This is a genomic window from Desulfosporosinus shakirovi, from assembly GCF_020595055.1.
In the GTDB taxonomy this organism is placed as follows: Bacteria; Bacillota; Desulfitobacteriia; order Desulfitobacteriales; family Desulfitobacteriaceae; genus Desulfosporosinus; species Desulfosporosinus shakirovi.
On sequence record NZ_JAJDOO010000041.1, the window covers coordinates 1 to 25,230 of the forward strand.

27 protein-coding genes are annotated in these 25,230 nt (G+C 43.5%); 4 read left to right on the top strand and 23 right to left on the bottom strand.

Translation table 11 applies throughout. The annotated features are described in order from the left end of the window. Positions 1 to 424: 424 nt before the first annotated feature. The 23 genes from LJE72_RS22300 to hypF form a co-directional block, all read right to left on the bottom strand. Positions 425 to 568, bottom strand: a complete 144-nt coding sequence (locus tag LJE72_RS22300) for a hypothetical protein (RefSeq protein WP_229250178.1) — start codon at positions 566 to 568, stop codon at positions 425 to 427. Positions 569 to 744: 176 nt separating this feature from the next. After that, complete coding sequence (locus tag LJE72_RS22305; protein ID WP_229250179.1) at positions 745 to 885, bottom strand: hypothetical protein; 141 nt, start codon at positions 883 to 885, stop codon at positions 745 to 747. Between the two features lie 49 nt (positions 886 to 934). Continuing rightward, positions 935 to 1,060 (bottom strand): hypothetical protein, encoded by a 126-nt coding sequence (locus tag LJE72_RS26395; protein WP_034597215.1) that lies wholly within the window; start codon positions 1,058 to 1,060, stop codon positions 935 to 937. Positions 1,061 to 1,222: 162 nt separating this feature from the next. Then, positions 1,223 to 2,074, bottom strand: coding sequence for a polysaccharide deacetylase family protein (locus tag LJE72_RS22310; protein WP_229250180.1), 852 nt, complete (start codon positions 2,072 to 2,074; stop codon positions 1,223 to 1,225). A 263-nt stretch (positions 2,075 to 2,337) separates the two neighbouring features. Continuing rightward, a complete protein-coding gene (gene secF / locus LJE72_RS22315) occupies positions 2,338 to 3,282 on the bottom strand; it encodes a protein translocase subunit SecF (protein ID WP_229250181.1) in 945 nt (314 codons plus the stop codon). After that, positions 3,282 to 4,514, bottom strand: coding sequence for a protein translocase subunit SecD (gene secD / locus LJE72_RS22320; RefSeq protein WP_229250182.1), 1,233 nt, complete (start codon positions 4,512 to 4,514; stop codon positions 3,282 to 3,284). The genes secF and secD overlap by 1 nt, the downstream gene beginning before the upstream one ends. A 105-nt stretch (positions 4,515 to 4,619) precedes the next feature. Next, complete coding sequence (locus tag LJE72_RS22325) at positions 4,620 to 5,282, bottom strand: HD domain-containing protein (protein ID WP_229250183.1); 663 nt, start codon at positions 5,280 to 5,282, stop codon at positions 4,620 to 4,622. After that, the gene (locus LJE72_RS22330) at positions 5,279 to 6,052 is read right to left on the bottom strand and encodes an EcsC family protein (protein ID WP_229250211.1); all 774 of its coding nucleotides are present in this window, start codon (positions 6,050 to 6,052) and stop codon (positions 5,279 to 5,281) included. The genes LJE72_RS22325 and LJE72_RS22330 overlap by 4 nt, the downstream gene beginning before the upstream one ends. A gap of 151 nt (positions 6,053 to 6,203) precedes the next feature. Further along, complete coding sequence (yajC, locus tag LJE72_RS22335) at positions 6,204 to 6,491, bottom strand: preprotein translocase subunit YajC (protein ID WP_084110293.1); 288 nt, start codon at positions 6,489 to 6,491, stop codon at positions 6,204 to 6,206. 191 nt (positions 6,492 to 6,682) lie between these two features. After that, positions 6,683 to 7,798, bottom strand: a complete 1,116-nt coding sequence (gene tgt, locus LJE72_RS22340; RefSeq protein WP_229250184.1) for a tRNA guanosine(34) transglycosylase Tgt — start codon at positions 7,796 to 7,798, stop codon at positions 6,683 to 6,685. Between the two features lie 105 nt (positions 7,799 to 7,903). Beyond that, positions 7,904 to 8,926, bottom strand: coding sequence for a tRNA preQ1(34) S-adenosylmethionine ribosyltransferase-isomerase QueA (queA, locus tag LJE72_RS22345; protein WP_229250185.1), 1,023 nt, complete (start codon positions 8,924 to 8,926; stop codon positions 7,904 to 7,906). A 45-nt stretch (positions 8,927 to 8,971) separates the two neighbouring features. Continuing rightward, positions 8,972 to 10,321 carry a SpoIID/LytB domain-containing protein gene (locus LJE72_RS22350; RefSeq protein ID WP_229250186.1) on the bottom strand — a complete coding sequence of 450 codons (1,350 nt, stop codon included), beginning with the start codon at positions 10,319 to 10,321 and terminating at the stop codon, positions 8,972 to 8,974. 221 nt (positions 10,322 to 10,542) lie between these two features. Then, the gene (ruvB, locus tag LJE72_RS22355; RefSeq protein ID WP_229250187.1) at positions 10,543 to 11,568 is read right to left on the bottom strand and encodes a Holliday junction branch migration DNA helicase RuvB; all 1,026 of its coding nucleotides are present in this window, start codon (positions 11,566 to 11,568) and stop codon (positions 10,543 to 10,545) included. A 456-nt stretch (positions 11,569 to 12,024) separates the two neighbouring features. Beyond that, positions 12,025 to 12,624 carry a Holliday junction branch migration protein RuvA gene (gene ruvA / locus LJE72_RS22360; protein ID WP_229250188.1) on the bottom strand — a complete coding sequence of 200 codons (600 nt, stop codon included), beginning with the start codon at positions 12,622 to 12,624 and terminating at the stop codon, positions 12,025 to 12,027. Next, positions 12,621 to 13,118, bottom strand: coding sequence for a crossover junction endodeoxyribonuclease RuvC (gene ruvC / locus LJE72_RS22365; protein WP_229250189.1), 498 nt, complete (start codon positions 13,116 to 13,118; stop codon positions 12,621 to 12,623). The genes ruvA and ruvC overlap by 4 nt, the downstream gene beginning before the upstream one ends. A 71-nt stretch (positions 13,119 to 13,189) precedes the next feature. Further along, positions 13,190 to 13,558, bottom strand: coding sequence for a hypothetical protein (locus tag LJE72_RS22370; RefSeq protein WP_229250190.1), 369 nt, complete (start codon positions 13,556 to 13,558; stop codon positions 13,190 to 13,192). Between the two features lie 110 nt (positions 13,559 to 13,668). Next, positions 13,669 to 14,421, bottom strand: a complete 753-nt coding sequence (locus tag LJE72_RS22375) for a YebC/PmpR family DNA-binding transcriptional regulator (RefSeq protein WP_229250191.1) — start codon at positions 14,419 to 14,421, stop codon at positions 13,669 to 13,671. 298 nt (positions 14,422 to 14,719) lie between these two features. Further along, positions 14,720 to 15,637 (bottom strand): cysteine synthase A, encoded by a 918-nt coding sequence (cysK, locus tag LJE72_RS22380; RefSeq protein WP_229250192.1) that lies wholly within the window; start codon positions 15,635 to 15,637, stop codon positions 14,720 to 14,722. Positions 15,638 to 16,049: 412 nt separating this feature from the next. Beyond that, the gene (locus tag LJE72_RS22385) at positions 16,050 to 16,460 is read right to left on the bottom strand and encodes a DUF3842 family protein (RefSeq protein WP_229250193.1); all 411 of its coding nucleotides are present in this window, start codon (positions 16,458 to 16,460) and stop codon (positions 16,050 to 16,052) included. Positions 16,461 to 16,479: 19 nt separating this feature from the next. Next, complete coding sequence (gene hypE / locus LJE72_RS22390) at positions 16,480 to 17,472, bottom strand: hydrogenase expression/formation protein HypE (protein WP_229250194.1); 993 nt, start codon at positions 17,470 to 17,472, stop codon at positions 16,480 to 16,482. Beyond that, on the bottom strand, positions 17,473 to 18,564 hold the full coding sequence (gene hypD / locus LJE72_RS22395; protein WP_229250195.1) for a hydrogenase formation protein HypD: 1,092 nt from the start codon (positions 18,562 to 18,564) through the stop codon (positions 17,473 to 17,475). Continuing rightward, positions 18,548 to 18,778, bottom strand: coding sequence for a HypC/HybG/HupF family hydrogenase formation chaperone (locus tag LJE72_RS22400; protein ID WP_229250196.1), 231 nt, complete (start codon positions 18,776 to 18,778; stop codon positions 18,548 to 18,550). Before LJE72_RS22400 ends, hypD begins: the two co-directional genes overlap by 17 nt. Further along, positions 18,778 to 21,075, bottom strand: coding sequence for a carbamoyltransferase HypF (hypF, locus tag LJE72_RS22405; RefSeq protein ID WP_229250197.1), 2,298 nt, complete (start codon positions 21,073 to 21,075; stop codon positions 18,778 to 18,780). The genes LJE72_RS22400 and hypF overlap by 1 nt, the downstream gene beginning before the upstream one ends. A gap of 402 nt (positions 21,076 to 21,477) precedes the next feature. Here hypF and LJE72_RS22410 point away from each other — a divergent pair, with 402 nt between their 5' ends. The 4 genes from LJE72_RS22410 to LJE72_RS22425 are packed head-to-tail and all read left to right on the top strand — an operon-like array spanning position 21,478 to position 25,214. Beyond that, positions 21,478 to 22,554 carry a hydrogenase small subunit gene (locus LJE72_RS22410; protein ID WP_229250198.1) on the top strand — a complete coding sequence of 359 codons (1,077 nt, stop codon included), beginning with the start codon at positions 21,478 to 21,480 and terminating at the stop codon, positions 22,552 to 22,554. Then, positions 22,554 to 24,116, top strand: coding sequence for a nickel-dependent hydrogenase large subunit (locus LJE72_RS22415; protein WP_229250199.1), 1,563 nt, complete (start codon positions 22,554 to 22,556; stop codon positions 24,114 to 24,116). The genes LJE72_RS22410 and LJE72_RS22415 overlap by 1 nt, the downstream gene beginning before the upstream one ends. A gap of 16 nt (positions 24,117 to 24,132) precedes the next feature. Then, the gene (gene cybH / locus LJE72_RS22420) at positions 24,133 to 24,723 is read left to right on the top strand and encodes a Ni/Fe-hydrogenase, b-type cytochrome subunit (RefSeq protein WP_229250200.1); all 591 of its coding nucleotides are present in this window, start codon (positions 24,133 to 24,135) and stop codon (positions 24,721 to 24,723) included. A 2-nt stretch (positions 24,724 to 24,725) separates the two neighbouring features. Then, complete coding sequence (locus tag LJE72_RS22425) at positions 24,726 to 25,214, top strand: HyaD/HybD family hydrogenase maturation endopeptidase (RefSeq protein ID WP_229250201.1); 489 nt, start codon at positions 24,726 to 24,728, stop codon at positions 25,212 to 25,214. Positions 25,215 to 25,230 lie beyond the last annotated feature (16 nt).

Consider the following 25,230-nt stretch of genomic DNA (forward strand, 5'->3'; position numbering starts at 1 on the left):
ATTTTGGGATAACGCACCACCAGTTTAAAAAAATCTCAAGTTTCGTTACGGCCCCAGTGGTTTAGACCGTAAAACCCAAAACTAGAGGGACCCCTTATAACAGAGGTCCCCAACATCACCTTTCTGAGAAAGCTTAGAAAATAACTCCCAAAGCGATCAGAATCAAAACGGCAATAGCTATAATTCCGGCACCAGTACCAACACCAGCACCAGCACCAGCACCAGCTGCACCATATCCGTACATGAACTCACCTCCAAATGTGAACGATTGAATATTTCAAAATCTTTTTATTAGAATACGATACCCATAGCGATGAGCAAAAGAATGATAACAACCACGATGGCAATTCCTGCGCCTACTCCAGCTCCACCTGCTCCAAACATACTGATGACCTCCCTTTATAAATTAGTTAGATTTGATTGCCTAGAATATTACGCCCAAGGCAATTAAAATCAAAATTGCGATAGCGATAATGCCTGCTCCGACTGCATTGCCTACCGGGGCAACAGGTGGGCAACAAGCTCCTGCAAAACCTCCACGCCCTGCTCCATAACCATATCCGTACATATCGTCTCCTCCTTATATCTTTAAAATTTAATCCAACAAATTTGTTTAGAATACGATTCCCATTGCGATAAGCAAAAGGATGATTATTACAACTGCGGCGATTCCTGCGCCAACTCCTGATCCACCAGCTCCGAACATACTAATGACCTCCCTTTAAAATCTACTTAGACTAATTTTTAGAATATAACACCTAAGGCAATTAAGATCAGAATTGCGATAGCGATGATACCTGCTCCGACTGCATTGCCTACTGGTGCAACCGGAGGGCAACAAGCTGCTGCATACCCTGCTCCTGCTCCATATCCATATCCGTACATAATATTTCCCCCTTATATATTAATTTCTGGAATTTTTAGGAACCCTTATTTAAAAAACGATACCCATAGCGATTAACAAAAGAATGATTACTACAACTACAGCAATTCCCGGTAGGAAATTAGGTCCACATCCAACACCTTCGACACCTTCAACTGCACCAATACCATATGCCATAACAGCGACCTCCTTATTCCGATTTTTTGTTGTTTTTCTTGGGCTCACAGTAAGATATGTAAAAAGAACCTATAATGTTAATATTTTACATTTAATAGCTGTGGATATATAAAGACTCTCCCATCTCTGGAGAGCCTTTATATGAGAGTCCTTAATCTTCACTTAATAGTTTGGTTCTTGAAGTCGTCGGGCAAATTCGTTCAGTCCCATATTAGCGAAGCAGTAAACACGTTGTAAGTGCCATTCATCGAGATTAAGGTCAGCCCAACCTCGATCTGTAGTAAAAGCCATTAGGTATCCTGTTTGTTTTACCGCTTGTGCCACATCAGCGTTGAAATCTCCGTAAGGATAGGCAAAAAATCCCACAGACTTTCCGAGACCCTCTTCGAGTGTTTCCTTAGAATTCATTAACTCGTTTAACACTGTCGTCTTATCCACTTGAGACAAATACGGGTGATTAACTGTATGCCCTTCAATTTCCCATCCATTGGCTGATAATTCTCTAAGCTGGGACCATGACATAAATCCCTCTCCGCCAATATAGCTGGATACCATGAAGACTGCAGCAGTAAATCCATATTTTTTTACGATAGGAAAGGCAGTCGCATAATTATCTTCGTAACCGTCATCAAATGTAATCACAATTGGTTTTTGGGGAAGAACCCCGCCCTTATATAATGCCTGGTATAACTGATCCAATGTAACACTCTCGTACCCTTTTTCCTGCAAGTAGGCCATTTGCGCCGCAAACTGGTCAGGAGGCATTCTCACTTCATTTCCCTCCTCTAGCATGACTGAATGATAATATAAGACAGGTACTGCTTGTGCTTTCTGATAGCTTGATGATTTTGTCGTATTTAATGATTTGCTCGATATAGTGCTTGGATTTCTGCTTGAATCCAATTGGGTCTGTGAAATAGAGCTTGAGTGCTTCTCCCCGCCACAACCACTGATTCCAAGGACAAGCATTTGTAAAAAGACAATTAAGAATATCTTTCCAATAACTTTTTCCACATTGATAAACTCCTCGTATAAAAAATTACTACAAATAAATAAAATAAATAAAATAATTAATTAATTCATTCATTTATTTATTTATTTATTTATTCAAACTATTTTACCATATTATTTGTACTCACTGTTTTTTCATTAAAAAAATTTTAATATAAATCTTTGTAAAACTTTACGCTAAAACTCTTAAACCTTTAGAATTGAAAAGAGATCTCGAGAATAATTACATCTCGAGATCTCTTTCTTAATTAAATTGTACTTTGTATTTAAGTGCGGACTGCTTTACCGCCTTTACGTGATTTCCTCATACGTTGCTTAATTTCTAGTAGAATTGGGCTAGCTATAAAAATCGAGGAATAAGCTCCAATAAATACCCCAATCAACATCGCTAAGGAGAATAATTTTGTTGATTGACCACCGAAGACAAATATAGAGAGCAGAGCGATCAGCACTGTAAGGGACGTGTTGATGGATCGGCGCATGGTCTGCCACACGGATTTATCTGCCATATCTTCATAACTGTCTGCTCGCTTCATCTTTGCTTCGTTCTCACGGATTCGGTCAAAGATGATCACGGTATCGTTGATCGAATATCCAAAAACGGTCAAGATCGCCGCCACAAATGTTGAATCGATTTCCCATTGGAGCAGTGAAAAAGCACCGACGACTATTAAAACATCGTGTAGCAAGGCGATAATTGCAGAGATTGCGAAAACAAACTGAAACCTAATTGTAATATAGACAATCATCAAACCCATAGCAATAAGTAATGCCCATAAAGCATTTCTGGTCAGCTCTTGCCCCATCGCTGGGCCCACTTTATCGTCTCCAAGAGAATTTTTATCATATTCTGCAACATTGGTTTCCAAGGCTGCTAATAATTCATTGCGTTTTTCCTCTTCGAGCGCTTCCGTGCGTATTAAGGCCGAAGTATCTCCATTAGCCAATTGCACAGGTCCTTCAAGTCCCACCGATTTCATCGTATCTGTAATCGCAGCTTGGGTCACCGGCTTGTTGAAGGTTATATCGAGCATTGAACCGCCCTTGAAGTCAATTCCTAAATTAAGTCCCTGCATGAAAAGAGAAATCATGCCGGGGATCAAAACTAATAACGAAAGGGCAAACCACCAATACCGCCTCTTCATAATATTAAAGAAAAGCGGGTGGATTTTCTTCACTTCATCGTAAGTCGCTGGATGTCCAGTTTTCATTATGCATCCCTCCTTACGCCAAACCACGTTGTGTTCATTTTTTGGTTAGCTCCCACTACCCACCGCAGCACTTGCCGAGTAAAGGTAATACCGGTAAACAGGGTAACAATAATCCCTATGCCTAAGGTCAACGCAAACCCTTGGATGGCACCAGTCCCAAAGTAGAAAAGAGTTATAGCGGCGATAAGGGTTGTTACATGGGCATCTATAACTGTGATAAATGCTCGGCTAAAGCCCGATTCTACACCAGCCCGCAGGGATTTACCAGCTCTTATTTCTTCTTTTACCCGTTCATAAATAATGATGTTAAAGTCCACCGCCATCCCGACAGAGAGAATAAACCCTGCGATACCCGGAAGTGTCAACACGACTCTAAACATCCAGAAAATCCAAAGAACTATGAGGGCATAGACAAACAACGAAAAATTCGCGACAGCCCCTGGTACACGATAGAAGATTAACATAAATAAGAAGATAAAGATCACACCATACGCTCCGGCATAGATACTTTTATTCAAGGAGTCTACCCCTAAAGACGCTCCTACCTGACGTTTTTCTGCAATCGACATGCTTACCGGTAATGAACCTGAACGCATGAGCACCGCATCATTTGCTGCCTCTTCTAGGGTCGCGTACCCTGTAATCTCCGCTTGACCATTTAGAATTGGTGTATTAACGGTTGGATTTGTTAAGAGATCTTCATCAAGATAAACACCTAGTTTTTGACCAATTAACTGGGTCGTTAATTCACCAAACTTTTTTGCTCCTTCAGATGAAAAGGATAAATTAACAACGTATCCACTAGCCTGACCTTGTCCGCCCTTAGCGTCCTTGAGGTCATCCCCCTCTAATACGATATTTCCTTGCGGATCCCTAAAGGTTAACTTAGCTGTCGTTTTCAAGATATCGACTGCTTTGTCCGGATCGGTAACCCCGGCCAAATCGATCACGATTCGCTTTTTATCATAATCCGATTGAACTATAGGTTCAGATACCCCCAGATCATTGACCCTCTTCTCGATGATTGCTTTCGCTTTGTCTATGTCATCGTTGGTAATTGGAGTGCCATCTTCATTTGGCTCGGCTTGCAACACTAAATGCACTCCACCACGTAGGTCAAGTCCCAACAGGATGCCCTTTTCAGGATCCATTAGAGGTTTAATCGATAGTGCAACAGCTGCTACCACTAAAAGCACTAATGCTACCAGCTTGATGATGTTTCCCCGTCTCATCTGCTTTCCTCCCTTTTAATTTGAAATGGGACTTGCCCATACCAAACTCCATTATAAAACTTTCAAGTTTGCAATGTCAATCTGGGCAAACGGAAAATAGCCTATTTACAGTAATTTAACATCATTAATTTTCAATTCAAATTTAGTAAGCAAAAATTCGGCCGCTTTGCGGGACAAAAGCATCCGCGCCAGAAAAATTTCAAAGTACTCCATTACCGGGCAAATCTCAGTATCAATCGTGAGTTCTAACGCGATTCGTTCTTTCGGATAGACGCGAAGGAACGATTTTTTAACCGCATAATTAACTCGGTCGTGAATATCAAACTTCGCCAGATCAGGGTTTCGCACTCGGGAACGGTGTACATCCGATTTATCGGCTAGAATCAAAGCTGCCGAAATAACGTTGACAGGGTTCCCGTCCTGCTCATCATGATTCCCGATTGCACCAATGATGATCGCAATTTCCTCTGGTTCCATATCATGCCGTTCTAATATACCGGCCGCGAGAATTGCCCCTGAATGTGCATGGGCGACACGGTTTACAGCATTCCCTATGTCATGCAAGTAACCGGCAATCGCTGCCAATTCGCACGCCCTTTCGGAATGCTCCATTTTTTCCAGAATATTTGAAGCAATATGAGAAACCAAGCCTGCATGCCTAAGCCCATGTTCTGTAAAACCAATTGCCGCAAGATGACGGTTTCCGGCATCAATCAGAGCTTGTACATAAGAATCTGCTTTGACCTCTTGCAGAGTGACCTTTGTCAACTTTTAACTCCCCCTAAAATTCGCAATCGATAACAATTCATGCCGACTCTTCCCAGATCATCCACTAAACCGTAATTTGCCCATGCGCCGATTATTGCCCCCAACCCCGGTATAAGCTGAAGTGTTTTACGGAAATCAATGGCATCTCGATACTCCCGCTGAAACTGTTCCCAATTGACTTGCTGCAAACTTTCTTTCTCGACTGGCCAGCTTTCTCTGGACTTGTCCCAATTTAGAATGACCTTGTACAGTTCGGGTCGTTTCTCTTGACTAGAAAAGGCTAATTGAAAAACATACAACAAAAAAAGTCGCTCTCGATAATCTTCGGTAGAAAACCCATAAATATGTGCCAATTCAAAAAGAAATTTCATCTTGATGACGATTAGAGCCGGAAAATCGGCAATGGCAAGGGTAAAACCACCCGCACCGGTCCCTGCCCCTTCGGCGGCGGCAATCTTTCTGTATTTTGTTAAAAGCTTCTGACCCTCTTGATCACGCTCTTGCAGATACACTCCATAAATTATGGGACTGTTAGGGATATACTCCAGTCCAAAGACGACGGATTTAACTAAACCTTTAACGGTGGCAGTAATTACAGTATGCATTTTTTCGGGAATAATCTTATCATTAATTTTCGTTTGAATGACTTTTGAGGTTCGTTCCACTAATCCCGGCCTTTGCAACAATTTCCTTACCCAACAGTTCAAATCTGCTCGCACATACTCTTCATACGTTTGGTCATTATTAATAGGATCTCTATACAAGGGCAGTATTCACCTCATTTGTCATTTTGTATAAAATAAGTTTAAAAGCAAGTGGTCTGTGCCACTTGCTTTTATTCTGTATTTATCTTTTTGAGCACTGTGGTCATAAATAATCTTTAAGAGAGCTAAGGGCAATAATTCATCGCTATGATGCCTATTATTTTTTATCGAGCTCAATTTCACGGTTTTCTACACTGACAATTCCGCTTTTGGCCATTTCAATTTCGACTTTGTCTGCAATTTCTAAAATAACGGAATCCTCTTTGACCTTTGTGATTTTACCATAAATCCCGCCTGTTGTGATTACTTGGTCCCTTGTACGAAGGCTACTCATTAAAGCCTGCCGTTTCTTAGCCTGTTTCTGCTGTGGCCTGATCATCAAAAAATACATAATCCCAAAAAAGACTACAAAATACAGGACTAATGTCATCGTTGATTGAGTCACTTTGTAATTCCCCCTTTATTTGTCTCCTGAACTATTCACCATATCCTAGTGAAAATCCTTCCTGATTACATAAAATTTTATGTTCATCCTTTAGGATGACTTAGTCTGAAGTCTGACCGAACTTGTCCAGCGTCAATGACTTGCTTTTTTAGTAATCCGATCTCTGGCTTCTGTCCCTCCAACCTCTGTCATTAGTACCCGTAATCAGCAAAACATTTCTCACGGTACTCTGGCAACCGATCTTCCTTAATCGCTTCCCGAATTTCCCGCATTAAAATCTGAAGGTATCGCAAATTATGAATAGTCATTAGTCTAAGACCTAAAATTTCTTCAGCCTTGAGCAGATGCCTTATATAAGCTCGAGAATAATTGCGACAAGTATAGCAGTCACAGGATGGATCAATCGGACCAAGATCCCGTGCCGAGCCGGCATTGCGAACAATCACTTTACCGTAACGGGTCAAAGCTGTTCCATTTCGGGCAATCCGGGTAGGGAGCACACAATCAAACATATCAATCCCTCGCATAACCCCTTCTATTAGAGCATCTGGAGAACCCACCCCCATAAGATAACGCGGTTTTTTTCTTGGAAGTAAGGGAACCGTATAATCCAAGACTTCATACATCATCTCTTTTGGTTCTCCGACACTTAAGCCCCCAACCGCATACCCCGGCAAATCTAATTCCGTGATCTCAGCAGCACTTTGACGCCGCAGATCTTCAAACATACCTCCTTGAACAATTCCAAATAATGATTGGGTTTCCGTCGTTGTCAACGTCTCCTTACACCGTTTAAGCCAACGCGTAGTCCTCTCTAAAGAATCCTTGGCATATTCATGAGTACAGGGATAGGGTGCACACTCATCGAAAGCCATTACCACATCAGAACCAAGAGCCATCTGAACCTGCATGGAAATTTCCGGGCTTAGGAATTGGCGTGATCCGTCGATATGTGATCTGAATTCTACACCTTCTTCCCTGATAGTACGCAGATCTCCCAAGCTAAAGACTTGAAAACCGCCGCTATCGGTGAGAATGGCCCCGTCCCAGTTCATAAAACGATGAAGCCCCCCTGCTTCCCGAATCAGTTCATGGCCCGGACGCAAGAATAGATGATATGTATTACTTAAGATCATCCCTGCCCCGATTTCTTTGATCTCCTCCGGGGTGATGGTTTTTACTGTTCCTTGTGTTCCAACTGGCATGAATACTGGCGTATCCATGATCCCGTGCGGCGTATGCAGTTTCCCTAAACGTGCTCTCGTCCGGGAATCTTCCTTAAGTATTTCCAAATATACGGCGGTCAAACCCTTCACTTCCTTCTTTTTACAATGATCAAAATCGCTGTCCCACTAATCCATACACCAAGCGCAAATCAGAATGTCGCTGACTTTAAAAGGCAACTTTCAAGTTCATAGAATAAGCATGGAATCTCCAAAACTATAGAACCTGTATCTCTCCTGAACGGCGGTCTCATAGGCTTTTAAAATAAGTTCTCGTCCTGCCAACGCACTGACAAGCATGACCAAGGTAGACTTGGGAAAGTGAAAATTGGTTAAGAGGACATCTACCACCTGAAATGAATAGCCTGGATAGATAAAGATATCCGTCCATCCTTCGCCTGGTACAACCTTCCCTTCATAACCCACAGATTCTAAAGTTCGCGCTGCAGTTGTCCCTACAGCAATAACACGGCGTCCTTCTAGTTTTGCCCGATTAATTCGCTCCGCTGCTTCTGCGTCGACACGATAATATTCAGAGTGCATAGCATGATCACGAATATCTTCAACTTTAACTGGGCGGAAGGTTCCTAAACCCACATGAAGAAGAATCTCCACGATTTCTATACCCGTCTTCTGGAGTTCATCTAAAAGTTCTGGCGTAAAGTGCAAACCTGCCGTAGGCGCAGCGACAGATCCCCGTTCTTTAGCGTACACTGTTTGATAGCGTTCTTGGTCTTCCAATTGAGCCGTTATGTAGGGCGGAAGAGGCATTTCCCCAAGCTGATCTAAGATGGTTTCAAACATCCCCGAATAACTAAAATGGATCTTCCTGTTTCCATTTGCTAATATTTCCCGCAGTTCTCCAACTAGTATTCCATGCCCGAAGCTAACTTTTTGCCCAACCTTAAGTCGTTTGCCTGGTTTAACTAACGCTTCCCATACATCAAGTTTTAGTCTCTTGAGCAAAAGAATTTCAATTTTGACCTCAGTTCCCTCTTTTTCTCCGATCAAACGCGCAGGAATAACGCGAGTGTTATTTAACACAAGGACATCGCCTTTTTTCAGAAGTGAACTTAGATCTCTAAACGTGTGGTGAGCTATCTTTCCACTTTGACGATTAACGACCATTAAACGGGAGGTATCCCGAGGCTCTACAGGATGTTGGGCAATTAAGTCCTCCGGCAATTCAAAATCAAAATCAGAGACATTCAATCTATTCTTCTCCTTCAATAAGACATGCTTATTATCCTAAAATCATTATCCCTTGGAAATTGAAACATGGTTATAGTAATGCGCTATTATTTCTTGATATTTATACCCTAATTGGGCCATATGATAAGCACCCCATTGAGACATCCCTACTCCGTGACCCCAGCCCCGTCCCTCAAAAATAAAGACTCCGAAGGGCTGGGGATCAGCACTTGTCCCTAAGGATGAACTTAGAACTTTAGACAACAAAGGCCCTTGTTCCTGCTGATTTGGTCTTGATAATTTTAAAAATCCGGAATATCCAAAAGAACCGAAAAGCCCGGCAGAATCTGATTTCCCGAGTGGATCGCTTTTGACAACTGCCTGAGCCTCAAATAAGCTTCCCAAAAAAGCTTCCTTTCGAATTGGTTGCCCAAAAGGATAGAACGCTTGAACAAATGCTCTGCCTTTAACGGTCGCAGTCTGTCCAAATTCATCCTCCAGCTTTACACTTTTCACCCTGCCGGAGGGGAACTTGTCTAGTTTAACATCACGTACGGGTCCTAATCCAAACTTTGAACCCAGAAGCCGAGCGGAGACAATAAAGCGCCAATAATTTACCGCACCCCCAACTCCTTGCGAATAAGGATCAGGATGCGACACATTATGAATATCTGTATTTCCCCATACATTTTTAGCGTCCTCTGCATATCCACCGCTATGAGAAGAATAGAGGGCATCTATAGGTTGCTCAGTTTGAGCATCTACAATTATTTCCCCTCGCGTAGCCTCGATTGCTTTTGAGGCCTCTCCCTCCACGCTCATCCCCGCATAGGCCTGATGTATATCTGGAGAATCTGTAATCATTTTACTGCCATTGTCAGTTTGTTTGACTAGATAAGTCCGAGCTGCTACAGCCTGAGCCTTAAGTGCCTCAGAGCCTCCTTTAGCCCATTCGTTACTCATCTCAATGGGCACAACTCCTTTTAGGTAGTCTTCGCTGTCGACCTGATTAATTAACCGCCAATGACCATCATGCCAATTAAGTTGTAATCCGCCACGATAAGCAGCTTCTTTACCTTCAGGAGTCTTAACACGAAGACTCCCCGAATTAATACCCTTGATTTCCAAGACTGATCCACTAAAAATTTGAAACTCTTCATGGTTAATCCGCAAGACGGGAGTCCACCCGCCCCAACCGACCTGAAGAGTCGAGCCTGCCGGAAACTTACGGGTTACTGTATCCAGGCTAAGTTGATAGTCGCCTTTTTCAATATCTATTTGAACCCACCCTGCTTGGCCGAAATTCCATACAAGCTCTACTGAAACCATTTTTGCTTGACACAGTGTTGGCTGAGCCAGCACCAGTATTAATGATACTATCCACAAAAAGGGTAACCGATACATAATCTGAAGCATGTCTTCACACCCTTTTCCACATTAATAAGATAGTCACGTCATGGTGGAAGTTAAGTTTGCTTATGCTTTCAGAGTGCCCTTTTTGCTTTGCATATATGCTTCGAATAATACTCTTCAATTTCTGGCAATTACTCGCTATATCGTGAACTCCACCTAATGTGTTCACTAAGCAATTGTCCCCTTAATTTCTGGTCGCTGGGGTAGGAACGTCCCTTGTCCCTTTACTCCGGGAAAAGTACGCTGTCCATCCGACTCTGGGGCAACGAATAGCCTAAATGCTGATAAGCTCTTGCTGTAGCCATTCGTCCACGCGGGGTACGTTGTAAAAATCCCATTTGAAGTAAAAAGGGTTCAACGACATCTTCAAGGGTGATCGATTCTTCTCCTATCGTTGCGGCAAGGGTATCCAGCCCGACTGGACCTCCGGCGAAGGTCAAAATAATTGTCTTTAGTGCTTTCTGGTCAATCTGGTCTAAGCCCTCGGGGTCAACATCCAAGCGATTCAGTGCTTCTCTGGCTATGGTTTGAGTGACAGCACCGCCTTCCCAAACCAGAGCAAAATCCCGGACTCTCTTTAACAAGCGGTTGCCAACTCTTGGCGTGCCGCGAGAACGACGAGCAATCTCTTCCGCACCCTCGTCGGTAATACTCAAGCGCAAAATACTTGCTGCTCTCAGGACAATTTCTTTTAGATCCTCAACCTCATAGAATTCCAAACGACTGATAACCCCAAAGCGATCCCGCAAAGGAGACGTTAACTGTCCTGCACGGGTCGTTGCTCCTACTAATGTAAACGGAGGAAGGGACAAGCGGATTGAACGAGCACTGGGCCCTTTTCCAATCACAATATCCAGACACCCATCCTCCATGGCGGAATACAAGATCTCTTCTGTTGCACTGCTTAAGCGGTGAATTTCATCTATGAAAAGAACATCACGAGGCTCTAAAGCAGTCAGAATCGCCGCTAAGTCCCCAGGACGTTCAATCGCTGGACCGGAAGTGGTGCGAACACTCACGCCCATTTCCGCAGCAATAATATTTGCGAGAGTCGTTTTTCCCAGGCCAGGCGGTCCATATAATAAGACATGATCCAGCGCTTCTCCGCGAGTTGAGGCGGCTTGAATAAAAACACTCAGGTTTTCTTTGACCTTTCTCTGCCCTATGTAGTCACTCAAGCGTTGAGGACGCAGCCCCTCTCCTTCACGATCTGCAGGTTGTTCTTGTGGCGCAACCAGACGCTCAGTCATATTCTATCCCCCTCTCGTCACCAACGAAATTAAATATATTCAGAGCGGGTTTGTTTGCAAATTTCCTTATCTTTACTAGGCTCCTCTTTGCAATCTTCACGTATAAAACCCTTCATCTTCAACCTAAACTTATTCTCCTTATAAGATAAAACTCCTGCCTGCAAAGAAGATATAATCCGTCAGTCTCTCCAGAAATACTAACACACCTTAAAGTTTACTGCATTCATTCATAAATCATCATATAACTCTAAAATGAAAAAAGAGTAAGAGCCACAATGCTTTTGGCTCTTACTCTTTAAACATGGAGGGCTATCTTTCGACAACCATAGCTGTACCTTACCCTCCGCCAATACATAATGTGGCGAGACCCTCGTCTGATTTCCCTACGGTTCATTTCGTACAAGTGTTACGAGAGCCACTGGCACCCTCAACGATGTATCTTTAGAGCTTAACTTTCTAGCTTGGAGCAAGTAACCGCAATGCCTTCTTAACCTGCTCTTCTGTGGTTAATTCCCCACTGTCTTTTAGGATCTGACCAACAGCCTGCCGTGCTTCGTCCAAACCAAAACCTAAGGCCAGCAAGGTTTGCACTGTCTCGGATTGAGTATGGGAAGAGGATTCAGAGAACGAGCTCTCTCCAATTGGAAACGTACTGTGTCCTTTAAATTTTTCTTTAAGTTCGAGAATAAGCCGTTGTGCTGTCTTTTTACCGATGCCTGGGACCTTAGTCAATAAATTTAGATTTTCACTAACAATAGCACTCTCAATCTGAACCGCGCCAAAGGTTGAAAGCAGAGATATAGCCGCCTTAGGCCCAATGCCTGAAACACTTAACATTTGAAGAAAGAGTTGCTTTTCTTCAAATGAGGAGAACCCATAAAGAGATAAATCGTCTTCGCGCATAACGACATGGGTATATACGACAAGTTCCTGCCCTGAATGAGCCTTTGCCAAGAGCCCATAAGGCACTGTGAGCAAGTACCCTGTGCCCTGCACATCGAGCACTAGACGATCGGACTGGATTTCCCACACCTTGCCACGCAACATTCCAATCATCTTAAATCCCCCATTCTCTGGTTCAGAGCAAAGCTATGGGCATGACAGATCGCAACTGCCAAAGCATCAGCAGTATCGTCTGGCTTCGGAATTTCATTTAGCCCCAGCAATCCTCTGACCATCTGTTGGACCTGATTTTTTTCTGCTCTTCCATACCCTACTACGGCCTGTTTAACCTGCAATGGAGTATATTCATAAATCGGAAGACCATGTTGGGCACCAGCCAACAAAACAACCCCGCGCGCATGCCCTACAGCTAAAGCGGTCGTAGTATTTCGATTAAAAAATAACTCTTCAACTGCAATATGATCCGGAGTGTGTATACGCAGATACGGCTCGATATTTTCATATAACATCAGCAAACGCTCTGCCAATGGCGTATGAGCCGGCGTACGCCAGCATGCATAATCGCGCGCACTTAAGGTGTTCCCTTTTTGTTCTATTAATCCATACCCCATAATTGCCGTTCCTGGGTCAATTCCTAAAATAATCATGCACGTCTTCCTTTCAATCCTAATAGATTTCGACAGAAGACGGAGGATTTCCTTTCTTTACTAATCTGTATTTACTCAAGCCAAAGGGATTCAGTTGCGGAATCAATGAACGACTGAACTTCATCTAAAGAATAGCACTCAACCTTATGAGCCATATCTGTGATTTCCTTTGGCCATGACTCTATACTTAATCCTGTTACTATAACCTTGCCATTCACTCCGGGTTTTCCTTCGATCACAGAAAGCACCCCTTGTTCCAAACCAAAATGATAGCTTTCCTTTTCAGTAGCTTCACCTGCTAACACATCTTCCGAATTCAAAGTGTTCAATGGGGACTCCGCGCGACCTTTGTTGGACCACCACAAGGTTGTAGCAGGTACTATGCAACCAGTTCCCAATCCTAGAATAAGAACTAAACTAACAACTTTCCACCTGGACATAATGAAAAACCCTCCTGACTATTGTCTTCTTAGCTATAGTCTTGCCAGGAGGGCTTACTTTAATCGTCTTAACCATATTCCTTTTACTTGATCTTGTGACAGGCTTGTCTCTACAGATCTTCGCCAGCTAAAGCCTCGGCTAATTCAAAGTTAGAATAAACTCCTTGAGAATCGTCATGATCTTCAAGTTTATCCATCAACCGCACTATCTTACGAGCCTGATCTACATCCGCAATTTCAAGGGTGTTTTGGGGAACTGGACTAAGCACTGATTCCTCAACGAAAATCTTTTGATCTAAAAGAGCTTGATGAACTTCCTCCATGGTCTCAGGAGTCGTGTATACGACAAAGCCATCCTCATCGATATCAATATCCTCAGCTCCGGCTTCTAAAGCCAACATCATGAAATCATCATCACTTAATTTGATACCCTCGCGTTGGATTCTCAATTGACCCTTTTCCTCAAACATCCAACCAACGCATCCAGTCTCACCCATGTTGCCTCCATTTTTAGAGAAAATATAACGAACTTCCCCCGCTGTCCGGTTTCTGTTATCCGTTAATATATCAACCATAATGGCGACCCCACCCGGACCATATCCTTCATAGCGCAACTCTTCATACACTGTTCCTTCTGCTCCGCCAGTCCCTTTAAGAATTGCCCGTTGGATATTTTCATTAGGAACATTTGCTGATTTAGCGTTTTCGATGGCTATCTTCAGGCGAAAGTCGTTAACGTCTCCCCCGCAAGCACGGGAGGCAACCACCAGTTCCCGACCCAGCTTAGTGAACATTTTACCTTTTTGAGCATCTGCCTTGCCTTTTTTATGTTTAATGTTTGCCCACTTTGAATGTCCTGACATGTAGTTAAATCCTCCTTATGCTAGTCTTAAATAGTTTAGCACAAGCTAATTTCTCTTGTAAAGGTATATTGAGTGAACTCGTTCAGTTGAAGCTGAACATCGAGACTTAGGTGACGTAAGTCTCCGGTGGAGAGTATCGCCGAAAGCGCACGGCCCGTTACAAATACAATTGCGCTGAGATTAGACTTATGCCGAAGGGGCATATCCACAGACGAATACATTCGCGCCGTCAGATGAGATAAACATTATCGGAAATCCCCTCGTTCCAAAATGAACGAGGGGACTATTACTCTGCCTATCACTTGCTGAACAGTTCAGTGCTCAAGTAACGTTCCCCAGTATCTGGGGCCAGAACAACGAGGTTTTTCCCCTCGCCCAAAGTTACAGCTGCTTGAAGAGCCGCACTGACTGCTGCTCCAGAAGAAATGCCTACCAAGATTCCCTCTTCTCGTGCCATGTGGCGCGCTGTCTCTAAGGCGTCCTCATTGCTGACCTGTATAACTTGATCCAAGATCGTCTGATTTAAAACTTCCGGTATAAACCCTGCACCAATTCCTTGGATTTTATGCGGTCCTGGTCTCCCCCCGGAAATGACCGGAGACGAGGCTGGTTCCGCTCCGATAATCTGTATTTCCGGCAGACGAGCTTTTAATACCTCGCCGATCCCAGTTATCGTCCCCCCCGTCCCGATTCCAGCGACAAACGCATCGATATCCTTCAACTGGTCAAGAAGTTCTAAGGCTGTACTCCGTCGATGAGCTTCAGGGTTAGCAGGATTTTCAAATTGTTGAGGCATGAAGTAGTGAGGATTTTCCTTGAGTAACCGCTTCGCCTCATTAATTGCCCCATTCATCCCTTCTGCTCCAGGAGTCAAGACAAATTCTGCACCATAGGCAGACATCAACATCCGTCGTTCAACACTTAAGGAATCTGGCATCACCACAATTAATCGATAACCTCGGGCGGCTGCAATCATAGCTAGTCCAATCCCCGTATTCCCACTTGTTGGCTCAATTATAGTTCCCCCGGGACGGAGCAGTTCTCGTTCCTCGGCATCTTCAATCATTCCCCAGGCAATACGATCTTTGACACTTCCACCTGGATTAAAAGACTCAACTTTAACATAGATATTAGCCATTCCAGGCTTAACCAAACGTTGCAGACGAATTAAAGGGGTCTTCCCTATCAAATCTGTAATGTTATCAACGACTCTCATATTAAATACCCCATTTCATATCAATTTAGTATGGATTAATAATAACAACGAATATTCCACTTGTCAAGAAAACCAGTCTCCGGGCAAATTAAGTATTCCAACCTTAGTGCCTACTATTCAAGGAGTTCATTGCAATAAAGCCCGTACCGTGGTACTTTATGCTTCGAAATTATAACGTTGTTAAATGCAACTTGATTCTCATTGCACTCCAAAAACCAACTGCAACAATCGAAGCTTTATAAAAAGTAGTTTCTACCCAATACACTGATAATAATACAAGAATTATAAAGAAAATCAAAAACCGCCGAACTTCTCTTAAAATAAATATTTTCAACCCTCCTACAAATCAAACTAACACTCTATTTCCACCGAAAGTAATCTAGGAGTTTCGGTATAATTCAATAATTGCTATTCAACCTTTTAATCGTTCCTCTACTACTGCTACTAAGGCTTCGATCTGATGGGGCAGCGGGATGCGCGGAAACCCTACAAGCTGAATATTTCCACGTTGAATTGGCAACAGCAATTTTTCCGCTTTACTGGCCGAAATTGCTGTTGCCATTGACGCTGTAATCTCACCTAAAAGACCGTAGACCATCATAATTGCCACCGATCCCACAATTATGTCTACACGCTCCACATTGTAGCAAATGGCAGACTCACCGGAAGCTCCCTCTGTGGCCCCTGCGCGCAACATGGCACCGGTCGCCAGCGCATTTGTCCCGAGAGCGAGGATATTTAACTCCGGGATCTTTTTGCGCAACTGTTCTACAATGTGTTTGCCAATACCGCCACCCTGTCCATCAATGACTGCTATTCGCATAATACCGCCTCATACTTTCTCAACATATCCGGGGAAGGTGTTCGCCTTCGAGCATGCCAACTATACGTTTCCCCCCGAGGAAAGTTTCCAAAAGCACAAGCCCCGACTTTCCTTCTTGTACCTGTCCAATACGTGTTGCATTTTGCCCCAATGGATGAGCCTGCATCTTCATGAGCACTTCATCCGCATCTTCCGGCCCCACAATGACCAAAGCCTTTCCTTCATTCGCTAAATAAAGGGGATCCAATCCTAACATCTCGCAGGCACTTCCTACGCTTGGAGACAGTGGTAAGAGCTCTTCCTTTAAAAGCATACTCACTCCCGCTTGTTGCGCTAATTCGTTTAAAGTTGTCGCCACGCCGCCACGGGTAGGATCTCTCATACATTTGACTCCTGGCAGATAAAAAGTATCAATCAGTTTATTTAAAGGAGCACAGTCACTAAGCACAGGAGTTTGAAATTCAAGCCCTTCTCGCTCCGATAAAATTGCTATTCCATGATCCCCAATCGTTCCTGTTATAAGAATCTCGTCACCGGGCCGAATCTGCTCCGGACCAACTAAACGATTTGTAATATACCCTATTCCGGTGGTGTTTATAAAAACTTTATCAGCACTTCCGCGTTCCACAACTTTCGTATCCCCGCTGACAATGACTATATCGGCTTCAGCCGCAGTCTCGGCAATACTTTTAATAATCCGCTCTAAATCCTTCATAAGTAAACCCTCTTCTAAAATAAGTGCCAGAGTTATAAATTTGGGAATTGCTCCACTCACCGCTAAATCATTGACCGTACCGCATATCGCAAGCTTGCCGATATCTCCCCCACGGAAAAACAAAGGGGAAACTACAAACGAGTCAGTTGTTAGGGCGATCCGCTCCCTGCCGGGCACCAGAGCAGCATCGTTCATCTGATTTAAGTAAGGATTTCCTAAGTGTTTCTGAAAAAGGTTTAGTATTAATTCATGGCTTAGCCGCCCACCGCTTCCATGAGCCAACATAATGCGTTCCATTTAATCCACACTCCTTTGAGCGTATCGGTGATAAGCCGCACAAGACCCTTCAGTAGATACCATACAAGGTCCAACAGGCTTCATCGGTGTACAATGTTTTCCAAACAAAGGGCATTCAGTCGGATAAATTATCCCTCTTAAGACATCACCGCAACGGCAACCGGGTGTTTCCCCGGAGTCAAAAACAGGCAAGGAAAATTTCTCCACTGCATCCCAAAGTCTATATTCTTCCCGTATACCCAAGCCACTTTGACGTATTACTCCTATCCCTCGCCAAGACGCATCAACAGGCTCAAAGACCCGTTCAATAAACATTTTGGCCTGAGGGTTCCCCTCCGGCTTAGCTACACGATGATATTGAATTTCAATGTCAGAGCGTCCCTCTGCACGTTGGCGAAGGAGCATCACTATCCCCTCAAGAATATCCAAGGCTTCAAATCCTGTAACAACGCCGGGTTTACCATAATCTTGAGCCATAAACCTTATGGGCTCTATACCTATAATTGAGCAAACATGTCCAGGATCAAGAAAAGCATCGACAACCAGTTCTTTGTCCTCTGCCAGTAGCTTTAATACCGGAGGGACCACTTTGTGCATAGAGAGCACACTGTAATTCTTTATCCCTTCCCGTTTAGCTATCTCTAAGCTCACGGCTACAGTAGGAACAGTCGTTTCAAAGCCGATCCCCAGAAAAACAACCTCTTTGTCTGGATTTTGTCGAGCTAACTCCAACGCATCTTGAGTTGAATAAACGACTCGAATATCTGCGCCTTCAGCTCTTAACTCCTGTAAATTTTTTTCCGTACCCGGCACCCGAATCATATCCCCAAACGTTGCTGTGAGGACATTTCTTTGAGCGGCTAAATAAAGATACCGGTCTATATCTCCACCGGCAGTAACACAGACTGGACAACCGGGTCCCGAAACTAACCGCACAGTAGATGGTAATAATTCCCGAAGGGCATTTTTGGCGATTGCTACAGTATGAGTTCCGCAAACCTCCATTATAGTAAATGGACTTTGAGCTAAGGACTTAATCTCGGTGAGAAGGATGCTCGCCCTAGCCATTAACTCCTTACTGGTCTTTTTCATAGGCCTCAGCCACCTCCAGCAGCAGTTCTTCCGTTTCTTTGGCACTTTCGTCATCAATAATACTGATGGCAAACCCGGCATGAACTAACACGTATTCTCCAATTCCAACCTCCGGGACCAAGTCGATACTGACTATACGTTCATTTCCCATCATATCTACCTTGGCAATAGTGCCGTCGATCGTAACGATTTTAGCAGGAATGGCTAAGCACATTATAACACCTCATTCGCAATTAATAGTTGTCCAAAGGCTAGGCCTCCATCCCCTGGAGGGAGGCTTCGGGAACGCAAGACCTTTATTCCTTGTGCTTGACAATTTCCAAGGACTGCTTCAGTTAAGAGTTTATTTTGAAATACCCCTCCACTTAAAACCAGAGGACCGCAACCTGCCCCCAGTTGCAGGGCTATATCCACAATCGCTTGAGCAATCGTTTGGTGAAACTGATAGGCAATTTCTTCCCGACTCACGCCAAGAAGAACATCTCGAACCAATTCTTCGAAAAGCTGTCTAACTCCAAGGATAAGCACTCCGTTCTCAGCTCTTACTTCATATGAATAGAGTAATTGTTCATTTATCCTCCGATATTCTGCGTCTTGAAGATGTTCTTGCCTTAAGAACTCAGACCCAAGACTTTCCAGCTCAATTGCAGCTTGTCCTTCATAGGTTACCTTAGTACATACACCCAGTAAGGCACTGACCGCGTCAAACAATCTCCCTGCACTCGAAGTTTGGAAGACTTGAATTCCGATTTCGAGTTGACGGTCTAAGATCTGACGTTCATGGATTGAAAGGGCTGACCAAAAGGACGAAGTCTTTTCCCATTCTGCACTGTCAAAAAGAGTTTTAAGATACGAATAAGCAATTCTCAAAGGTTGTTTTGCACCTGCATCTCCCCCCGGAAGACCTAAGTACTCCAAATGCCCCTTGCGTTCATACCCTGAGGAGTTTCCATACAGAAATTCAAACCCCCAGATACAATGATCTTCTCCGTAACCAGTTCCATCACAGATAACTCCCAGGGTTGGTTCGGTTCTGTCCCATTCCCCCAACACACTAACTAAATGGGCATGATGATGTTGCACGGCATATTTTGGCCAAGGCTGTTCCAAGGCAAATCTCGTTAGTTGATAGTTTGGATGTTTATCGTAGGCAATCGCACTTGGGGCTATATTAACGACTCGTTGAAAAGATTCCAGTTCCTTGTGAAAGCGCTGAAGATTTTCATACCCTTCCATATCTCCAATATATTGACTCACAAAAGCCCGTTGCCCCAAGGCGAGACAAAATGTATTTTTAAGTTCTCCCCCTACACCGAGAAGGGGGGTCTTAATTTTAATCTGGGACATCAAAATTGGTAAAGGAACATAACCGCGGGCCCTGCGGAAAAAGACGATTTCATGACCAATAACCTGAGCGACTGAATCATCACAGGGATGATAAATATCTCGATTATGCATAAGAAAATAATCCGCAATTCCCTGTAAAGCTTCAAAGGCCTCTTCGTTTGTGTAGATTAATGGACGCCCACTGAGGTTGGCACTCGTCATGACTAAAAAATCAAAGGGTCCCTCAAACAAGCGATGATGTACTGGGGTATATGGCATTATGATTCCCAATGTCTGTATTCCCGGTGCGATGTTCTCTGGTAAAGGCACCGCAAGCCCTAACTTTCGTTCCAAGACCACAATAGGGGCCGCCGGACACTGTAACAATTCCTTTTCCTTAGCACTGATATTAACCTCGTTACAAGCCTTTGCCACAGATCTCGCCATAACCGCAAAAGGCTTTGATCCTCTTTCCTTTCGTTCTCGCAAGCGACGAACGGCTTCGGTGTTTCGAGCATCACAAACAAGATGGAAGCCCCCTAACCCTTTTACCGCAATAATCCCGCCTTGGGATAGCTGATCTACGCCTATCCCTGTGAGCGGGCGACCAAGAGCATCACTAAGTTGAAGCTTAGGCCCACAATTTTCACAGGCAATCGGTTGTGCATGAAATCGTCGATCCCTTGGATTGCTATAATCTGCTGCACAAGAGTTGCACATTGGAAATTCTGACATAGAGGTTTGCACCCTGTCATAAGGAACGTCACGAATTATTGAATAGCGCGGACCACAATTCGTGCAATTTGTAAACGGATATGCCCAGTACCTGCTCATAGGGTCAGCCATGTCCTTAAGACAATCTCTGCATGTTGCAACATCCGGCGATATTAAAACATCCGCATCTTGCTCAGCTTCACTCTCAACAATTTCGAACGTCTTATAGCTCTTAGGCTCAGTCTCGACAAATCGTGCTGTCACGATTTGAGCCAAAGGAGGAGCTTCATTAAGCAACCGATCATAGAACAAGTCTAATTTATTTCCTTCTGCATGGATTGTTAAACCATGGCTTGAGTTGTTTACCCATCCGTTAATACCTAGTTCTTCTGCAAGCTTAAAAACAAACGGTCGAAAACCTACCCCTTGAACAATACCATTAAAATAGATAGTTTTTGCTTGTGTTTTCATTGTTAAATGACCAGCTTTCAGCCTTACTGTAATAATTCTTAATATTAACACTCTTAATTGTACACGCCAACATCTATTTTCTTCAAGTAATTTAATTCTAAACCTTTCGCAATAGTCAAAAGTATTATTATCTATGCGCAATCTAAGACTTAACCGCCCATGATTAAGTCACAACAGTGCATAAAGTCTTTTCCTTTGCCTATTTTCTTTAAAGAAAAACTCTTGTCATTAGTATTTATGATTACGAAATTATAAATTAATATTGTCAATCTTCTAAATATTCATAAGTTAAAGAGGAGACTGACAATTCTTCCCGAATATAAGTTACATATATCGTTTTGTCACACCAAGACCTAAGGTAACTGAAGGAGCAATTTTAATTCAGGAGGTGTTCTGTAAAGTATGGGTAATTTTGATTTACTCAAAGTCAAAGGGGTTTCTCGGCGTGATTTCATGAAATTGATTGCAGCAACAACTGCAGCGCTTGGACTTCCCGAACTTATCGTACCTCAAGCGGCTAATGCATTAGAACAAGCACTAAAGAAACCACCTGTTATCTGGTTGGAAGGCATGGATTGTACTGGATGCACAGAATCAGCCATTTCCACCCTAAATCCTTCACCCGCTGAACTCATTTTAGACATGCTCTCAATTCGTTATCATGAAACCATTATGGCTGGATCCGGTCATACATCCGAAGAAGCATACCAAGAAGCTCTTAAAGAAAACTTTGTTCTCGTTGTAGAGGGATCATGTCCTGCCAAAGAAGACCGTTTCTGCATGATTGGAGGCAGGCCATTCAAGGACATCCTTAAAGAATCCGCCGAAAGAGCTCAGGTAATTATCGCTATCGGCAGCTGTGCATCTGAAGGAGCGGGAATTCCAGGGGCTTGTGCGACCGGTGCCGTCGGAGTGGCGGAACTCCTGAGAAACGAGGGAATTAACAAACCCGTAATTAATCTTCCCTGTTGTCCGGTCAAACCCAATACATTAATTGGCACAATTCTATACTACTTGACCTACCAGAAGGCTCCAGAGCTGGATGGGCAAAATCGACCGGTAGCCTACTACGGCTCATTATTACATGATAACTGCCCACGCCGCGGTCACTTCGAAAGTGGAAACTTCCTTACAGATTGGAACGATCCTCTTCAAAAAGAGTATTGCCTAATACTAAAGGGATGCAAAGGACCAAAGACTTATACTGACTGTGCGCAAGTTTGGTGGAATGACAACGCCAACTTCTGTATTAATGCAGGATCTCCCTGTTCCGGATGTTCAGAGAAAGACTTCTATGATGGATTTAGTCCCTTATATTCCAAGCAAGAGATCTTTAAGCTTCCAGGTATAGGTCAAGTTAATGCCGATACCGTGGGAGTGGTTATTGGAGGCGCTGCTGCAGTAGGTCTGGGTGCCCATTTAATTGCTACGGCGGCTAGCGGAAGACTGAGCAAAAAGGATCATAAGGAGGACATGTAATGGCTAAAGTAGTTATCGATCCTTTAACACGCATTGAAGGACACTTAAGAGTTGAAGTAGAAGTCGAGAATGGAAAAGTTGTTGACGCACATATCATAGGAACCATGTACCGTGGGATTGAAGCTATGCTCCGCGGCCGTGATCCCAGAGATGCTACTTTTGTTACAGAACGTGTATGCGGTGTTTGTGCTGGTTCTCATGGCTGGGCGTCCTCTTTAGCTCTTGACAAAGCCTATGGAGCAAACGTTCCGGCCGGTGGTCGGCTTATCCGAAATCTAATCATTGGGGCCATGTATCTGCATGACCACCCTCTGCATTTTTATCATCTAAGTGCCCTAGACTACTTAGATGTTATGGCTGTCGCTCAATATCAAGGAAAAGACCCTGGACTTTTGGCTGTAAAAGACAAAATTGTCAAGCTGGTGACTGCCGGAGATACTGCCCCACTCACTCCTCGTTACAAACCGGATGATTACAGCGTTAACGATCCCGAGTTAGTGACCATGGCCGTTGCTCACTATCTTAAAGCTTTAGAGATGCAAGCGAAAGCCAAGAAGATGTCTGCACTGTTTGCCGGAAAACAACCCCATCAATCTTCGATTGTTGTTGGTGGCGTCACTATGCTTCCAAGCATTGGAGTCGTTGAACAATTCCGTTCCATGCTTTATGAACAGCTTGATTTTATCGAGAAAACGTATTTGCAAGATGTATTAACCTTCGGTACTGGTCCACTTCTGCCTTTAGCCCAAGCGGGTGTAGGCGGGGGGAGTCCTCATTATCTTTCCTACGGTGGATTTGCCCGTGACGATGCCGGCAAAGATATGTTCTTCAAGGCAGGAATCATCATGGATGGTAATTTAAGCAATATCAAACCGGTCGATGAAGCGAAAATTACTGAAGATGTTCAATATTCCTGGTATAAAGCCAGCCCAAATGGTAAAACACCCTATACTGAGGATACTGTTCCTGATCTCGATAAGAAAGATGCCTATACCTTCGTTAAAGCTCCCCGCTACGATGGTAAACCGATCGAAGTTGGACCTCTCGCCCGAATGCTGGTTATGCAACCAAAAGGTCTGATGGACATCATCTCTAAGTATAATATTAAGCCGGGTGCTGTAGCGCGTCATGCTGCTCGAGCTTATGAAACAGTTATGATGGCAAAAGATATGTTCAATTGGTTAGATGCCCTAGAAAAAGAAATGGGATCTAAGGATTTCCGCATTCATGATACTGATCATTGGGAAGCTCCTGCCACTGGTCAAGGTGCTGGCATGACTGAAGTCCCCCGAGGCTCTCTTGGCCACTTTATTAAAGTCTCCGATCATAAAATTGAAAACTATCAAATGGTTGTTCCGACTACTTGGAATTTCTCTCCAAGGGATGACAAGGGTGTCCGTGGTCCGGTTGAAGAAGCCCTAATAGGTGTTCCTGTACCTGATCTCGAAAATCCTGTCAACATTGTACGGGTCGTTCGTTCCTATGATCCATGTCTGGCCTGTGCGATTCACCTCATTCATCCTGAAACTAACCAGATAAAAAAATTCCGGATCGGCTGGTAATAAAGGAGTGAAGGACATGTCTAGCCAATTAGACTTAGACCACCCATTGTTTCAGCGCATTAGCCACTGGATCAATTTGATTAACTTTTTGATTTTAGGCATCACAGGTTGGTTCATTCATTCCCCTTATCAAGGAATGCCTATGAGCCTAGTTCGGAATTTGCATTTTGTTTTTATGTATCTGTTAATCATTAATGGCATCGTCCGTTTCTATTACTCCTTTTTTGGGAAGCATAAAGATTATGACACCTTCTTTTTCAACTCTCAGGATCTAAAAACAACTTGGCCTCAAATTAAATATTATTTGTTTTTGGGCAAACATCCCAAAACCGGGAAATACAACCCCCTTCAAAAAATGGCCTATATTGCTCTGCCTATTATGTCTGTAGTTCAGGCGGTGACAGGCTTCATACTCTACAAGCCCGTTCAATTGGCAAGTTTAGCTGATTCCTTTGGAGGATTAGCGGCTGTTCGAGGATTCCATTATCTTTTAATGTGGCTATTTATCGCTGTAATCGCAGTTCATCTTTATCTTGTCTTTACAGCTGCTTATGAACAGTTTCTCTTCATGTTTTTTGGCAAGATAAGAAAGGAGAAAAGTGTATAATCATGCAATCGCCCAAAATTATGGTGATGGGAGTAGGAAACATCCTTTTATCTGACGAAGGTTTAGGAGTTCGTTTTTTGGACGAACTAGCTAAGAGTACGTTCCCCGACAATGTAGAACTGCTTGAAGGGGGGACAGCTGGACTAGAGCTCGTTCATTTAATACAAGATGTAGACTTTCTTATTATCGTCGATGCCTTAAATGCTAACGCTGAACCTGGAGCACTGTTTCGCTTTCAACCAGGGGATCTTCAAATAATCCCCGAACAATATGAAGTATCATTTCATCAGATTGGCATCGTTGAAGTACTAACCATGGCTAATTTATTAGGGCATGCTCCACAAACCTTAATTTTTGGTATTCAACCTAAAAGTTTAGAATGGGGCTTAGAAATAAGCCCTGAAATCGAAGCCCTATTCCCTCGTTTGAGTGAGTTAGTAATAAAGGAAATTCACTCCATTCAGCACGAAGGAAAATTTGGTTCGACATAAAATTCAAGAGCCTTTT

Bases quoted from the DNA above. Each gene is read 5' to 3' on its own strand.
- LJE72_RS22425 (WP_229250201.1), top strand. From the start codon at position 24,726: ATGCAATCGCCCAAAATTATGGTGATGGGAGTAGGAAACATCCTTTTA.
- LJE72_RS22400 (WP_229250196.1), bottom strand. From the start codon at position 18,778: ATGTGCTTAGCCATTCCTGCTAAAATCGTTACGATCGACGGCACTATT.
- secD (WP_229250182.1), bottom strand. From the start codon at position 4,514: ATGAGACGGGGAAACATCATCAAGCTGGTAGCATTAGTGCTTTTAGTG.
- LJE72_RS22410 (WP_229250198.1), top strand. From the start codon at position 21,478: ATGGGTAATTTTGATTTACTCAAAGTCAAAGGGGTTTCTCGGCGTGAT.
- LJE72_RS22375 (WP_229250191.1), bottom strand. From the start codon at position 14,421: ATGTCAGGACATTCAAAGTGGGCAAACATTAAACATAAAAAAGGCAAG.
- hypF (WP_229250197.1), bottom strand. From the start codon at position 21,075: ATGAAAACACAAGCAAAAACTATCTATTTTAATGGTATTGTTCAAGGG.
- LJE72_RS26395 (WP_034597215.1), bottom strand. From the start codon at position 1,060: ATGGCATATGGTATTGGTGCAGTTGAAGGTGTCGAAGGTGTTGGATGT.
- ruvA (WP_229250188.1), bottom strand. From the start codon at position 12,624: ATGATTGGAATGTTGCGTGGCAAGGTGTGGGAAATCCAGTCCGATCGT.
- LJE72_RS22350 (WP_229250186.1), bottom strand. From the start codon at position 10,321: ATGCTTCAGATTATGTATCGGTTACCCTTTTTGTGGATAGTATCATTA.
- hypD (WP_229250195.1), bottom strand. From the start codon at position 18,564: ATGAAAAAGACCAGTAAGGAGTTAATGGCTAGGGCGAGCATCCTTCTC.
- cybH (WP_229250200.1), top strand. From the start codon at position 24,133: ATGTCTAGCCAATTAGACTTAGACCACCCATTGTTTCAGCGCATTAGC.
- hypE (WP_229250194.1), bottom strand. From the start codon at position 17,472: ATGGAACGCATTATGTTGGCTCATGGAAGCGGTGGGCGGCTAAGCCAT.
- secF (WP_229250181.1), bottom strand. From the start codon at position 3,282: ATGAAAACTGGACATCCAGCGACTTACGATGAAGTGAAGAAAATCCAC.
- cysK (WP_229250192.1), bottom strand. From the start codon at position 15,637: ATGAGAGTCGTTGATAACATTACAGATTTGATAGGGAAGACCCCTTTA.
- LJE72_RS22300 (WP_229250178.1), bottom strand. From the start codon at position 568: ATGTACGGATATGGTTATGGAGCAGGGCGTGGAGGTTTTGCAGGAGCT.
- ruvC (WP_229250189.1), bottom strand. From the start codon at position 13,118: ATGATTATTTTAGGAATTGACCCAGGAACGGCAATTATGGGGTATGGA.
- LJE72_RS22415 (WP_229250199.1), top strand. From the start codon at position 22,554: ATGGCTAAAGTAGTTATCGATCCTTTAACACGCATTGAAGGACACTTA.
- LJE72_RS22385 (WP_229250193.1), bottom strand. From the start codon at position 16,460: ATGCGAATAGCAGTCATTGATGGACAGGGTGGCGGTATTGGCAAACAC.
- LJE72_RS22370 (WP_229250190.1), bottom strand. From the start codon at position 13,558: ATGTCCAGGTGGAAAGTTGTTAGTTTAGTTCTTATTCTAGGATTGGGA.
- ruvB (WP_229250187.1), bottom strand. From the start codon at position 11,568: ATGACTGAGCGTCTGGTTGCGCCACAAGAACAACCTGCAGATCGTGAA.
- LJE72_RS22305 (WP_229250179.1), bottom strand. From the start codon at position 885: ATGTACGGATATGGATATGGAGCAGGAGCAGGGTATGCAGCAGCTTGT.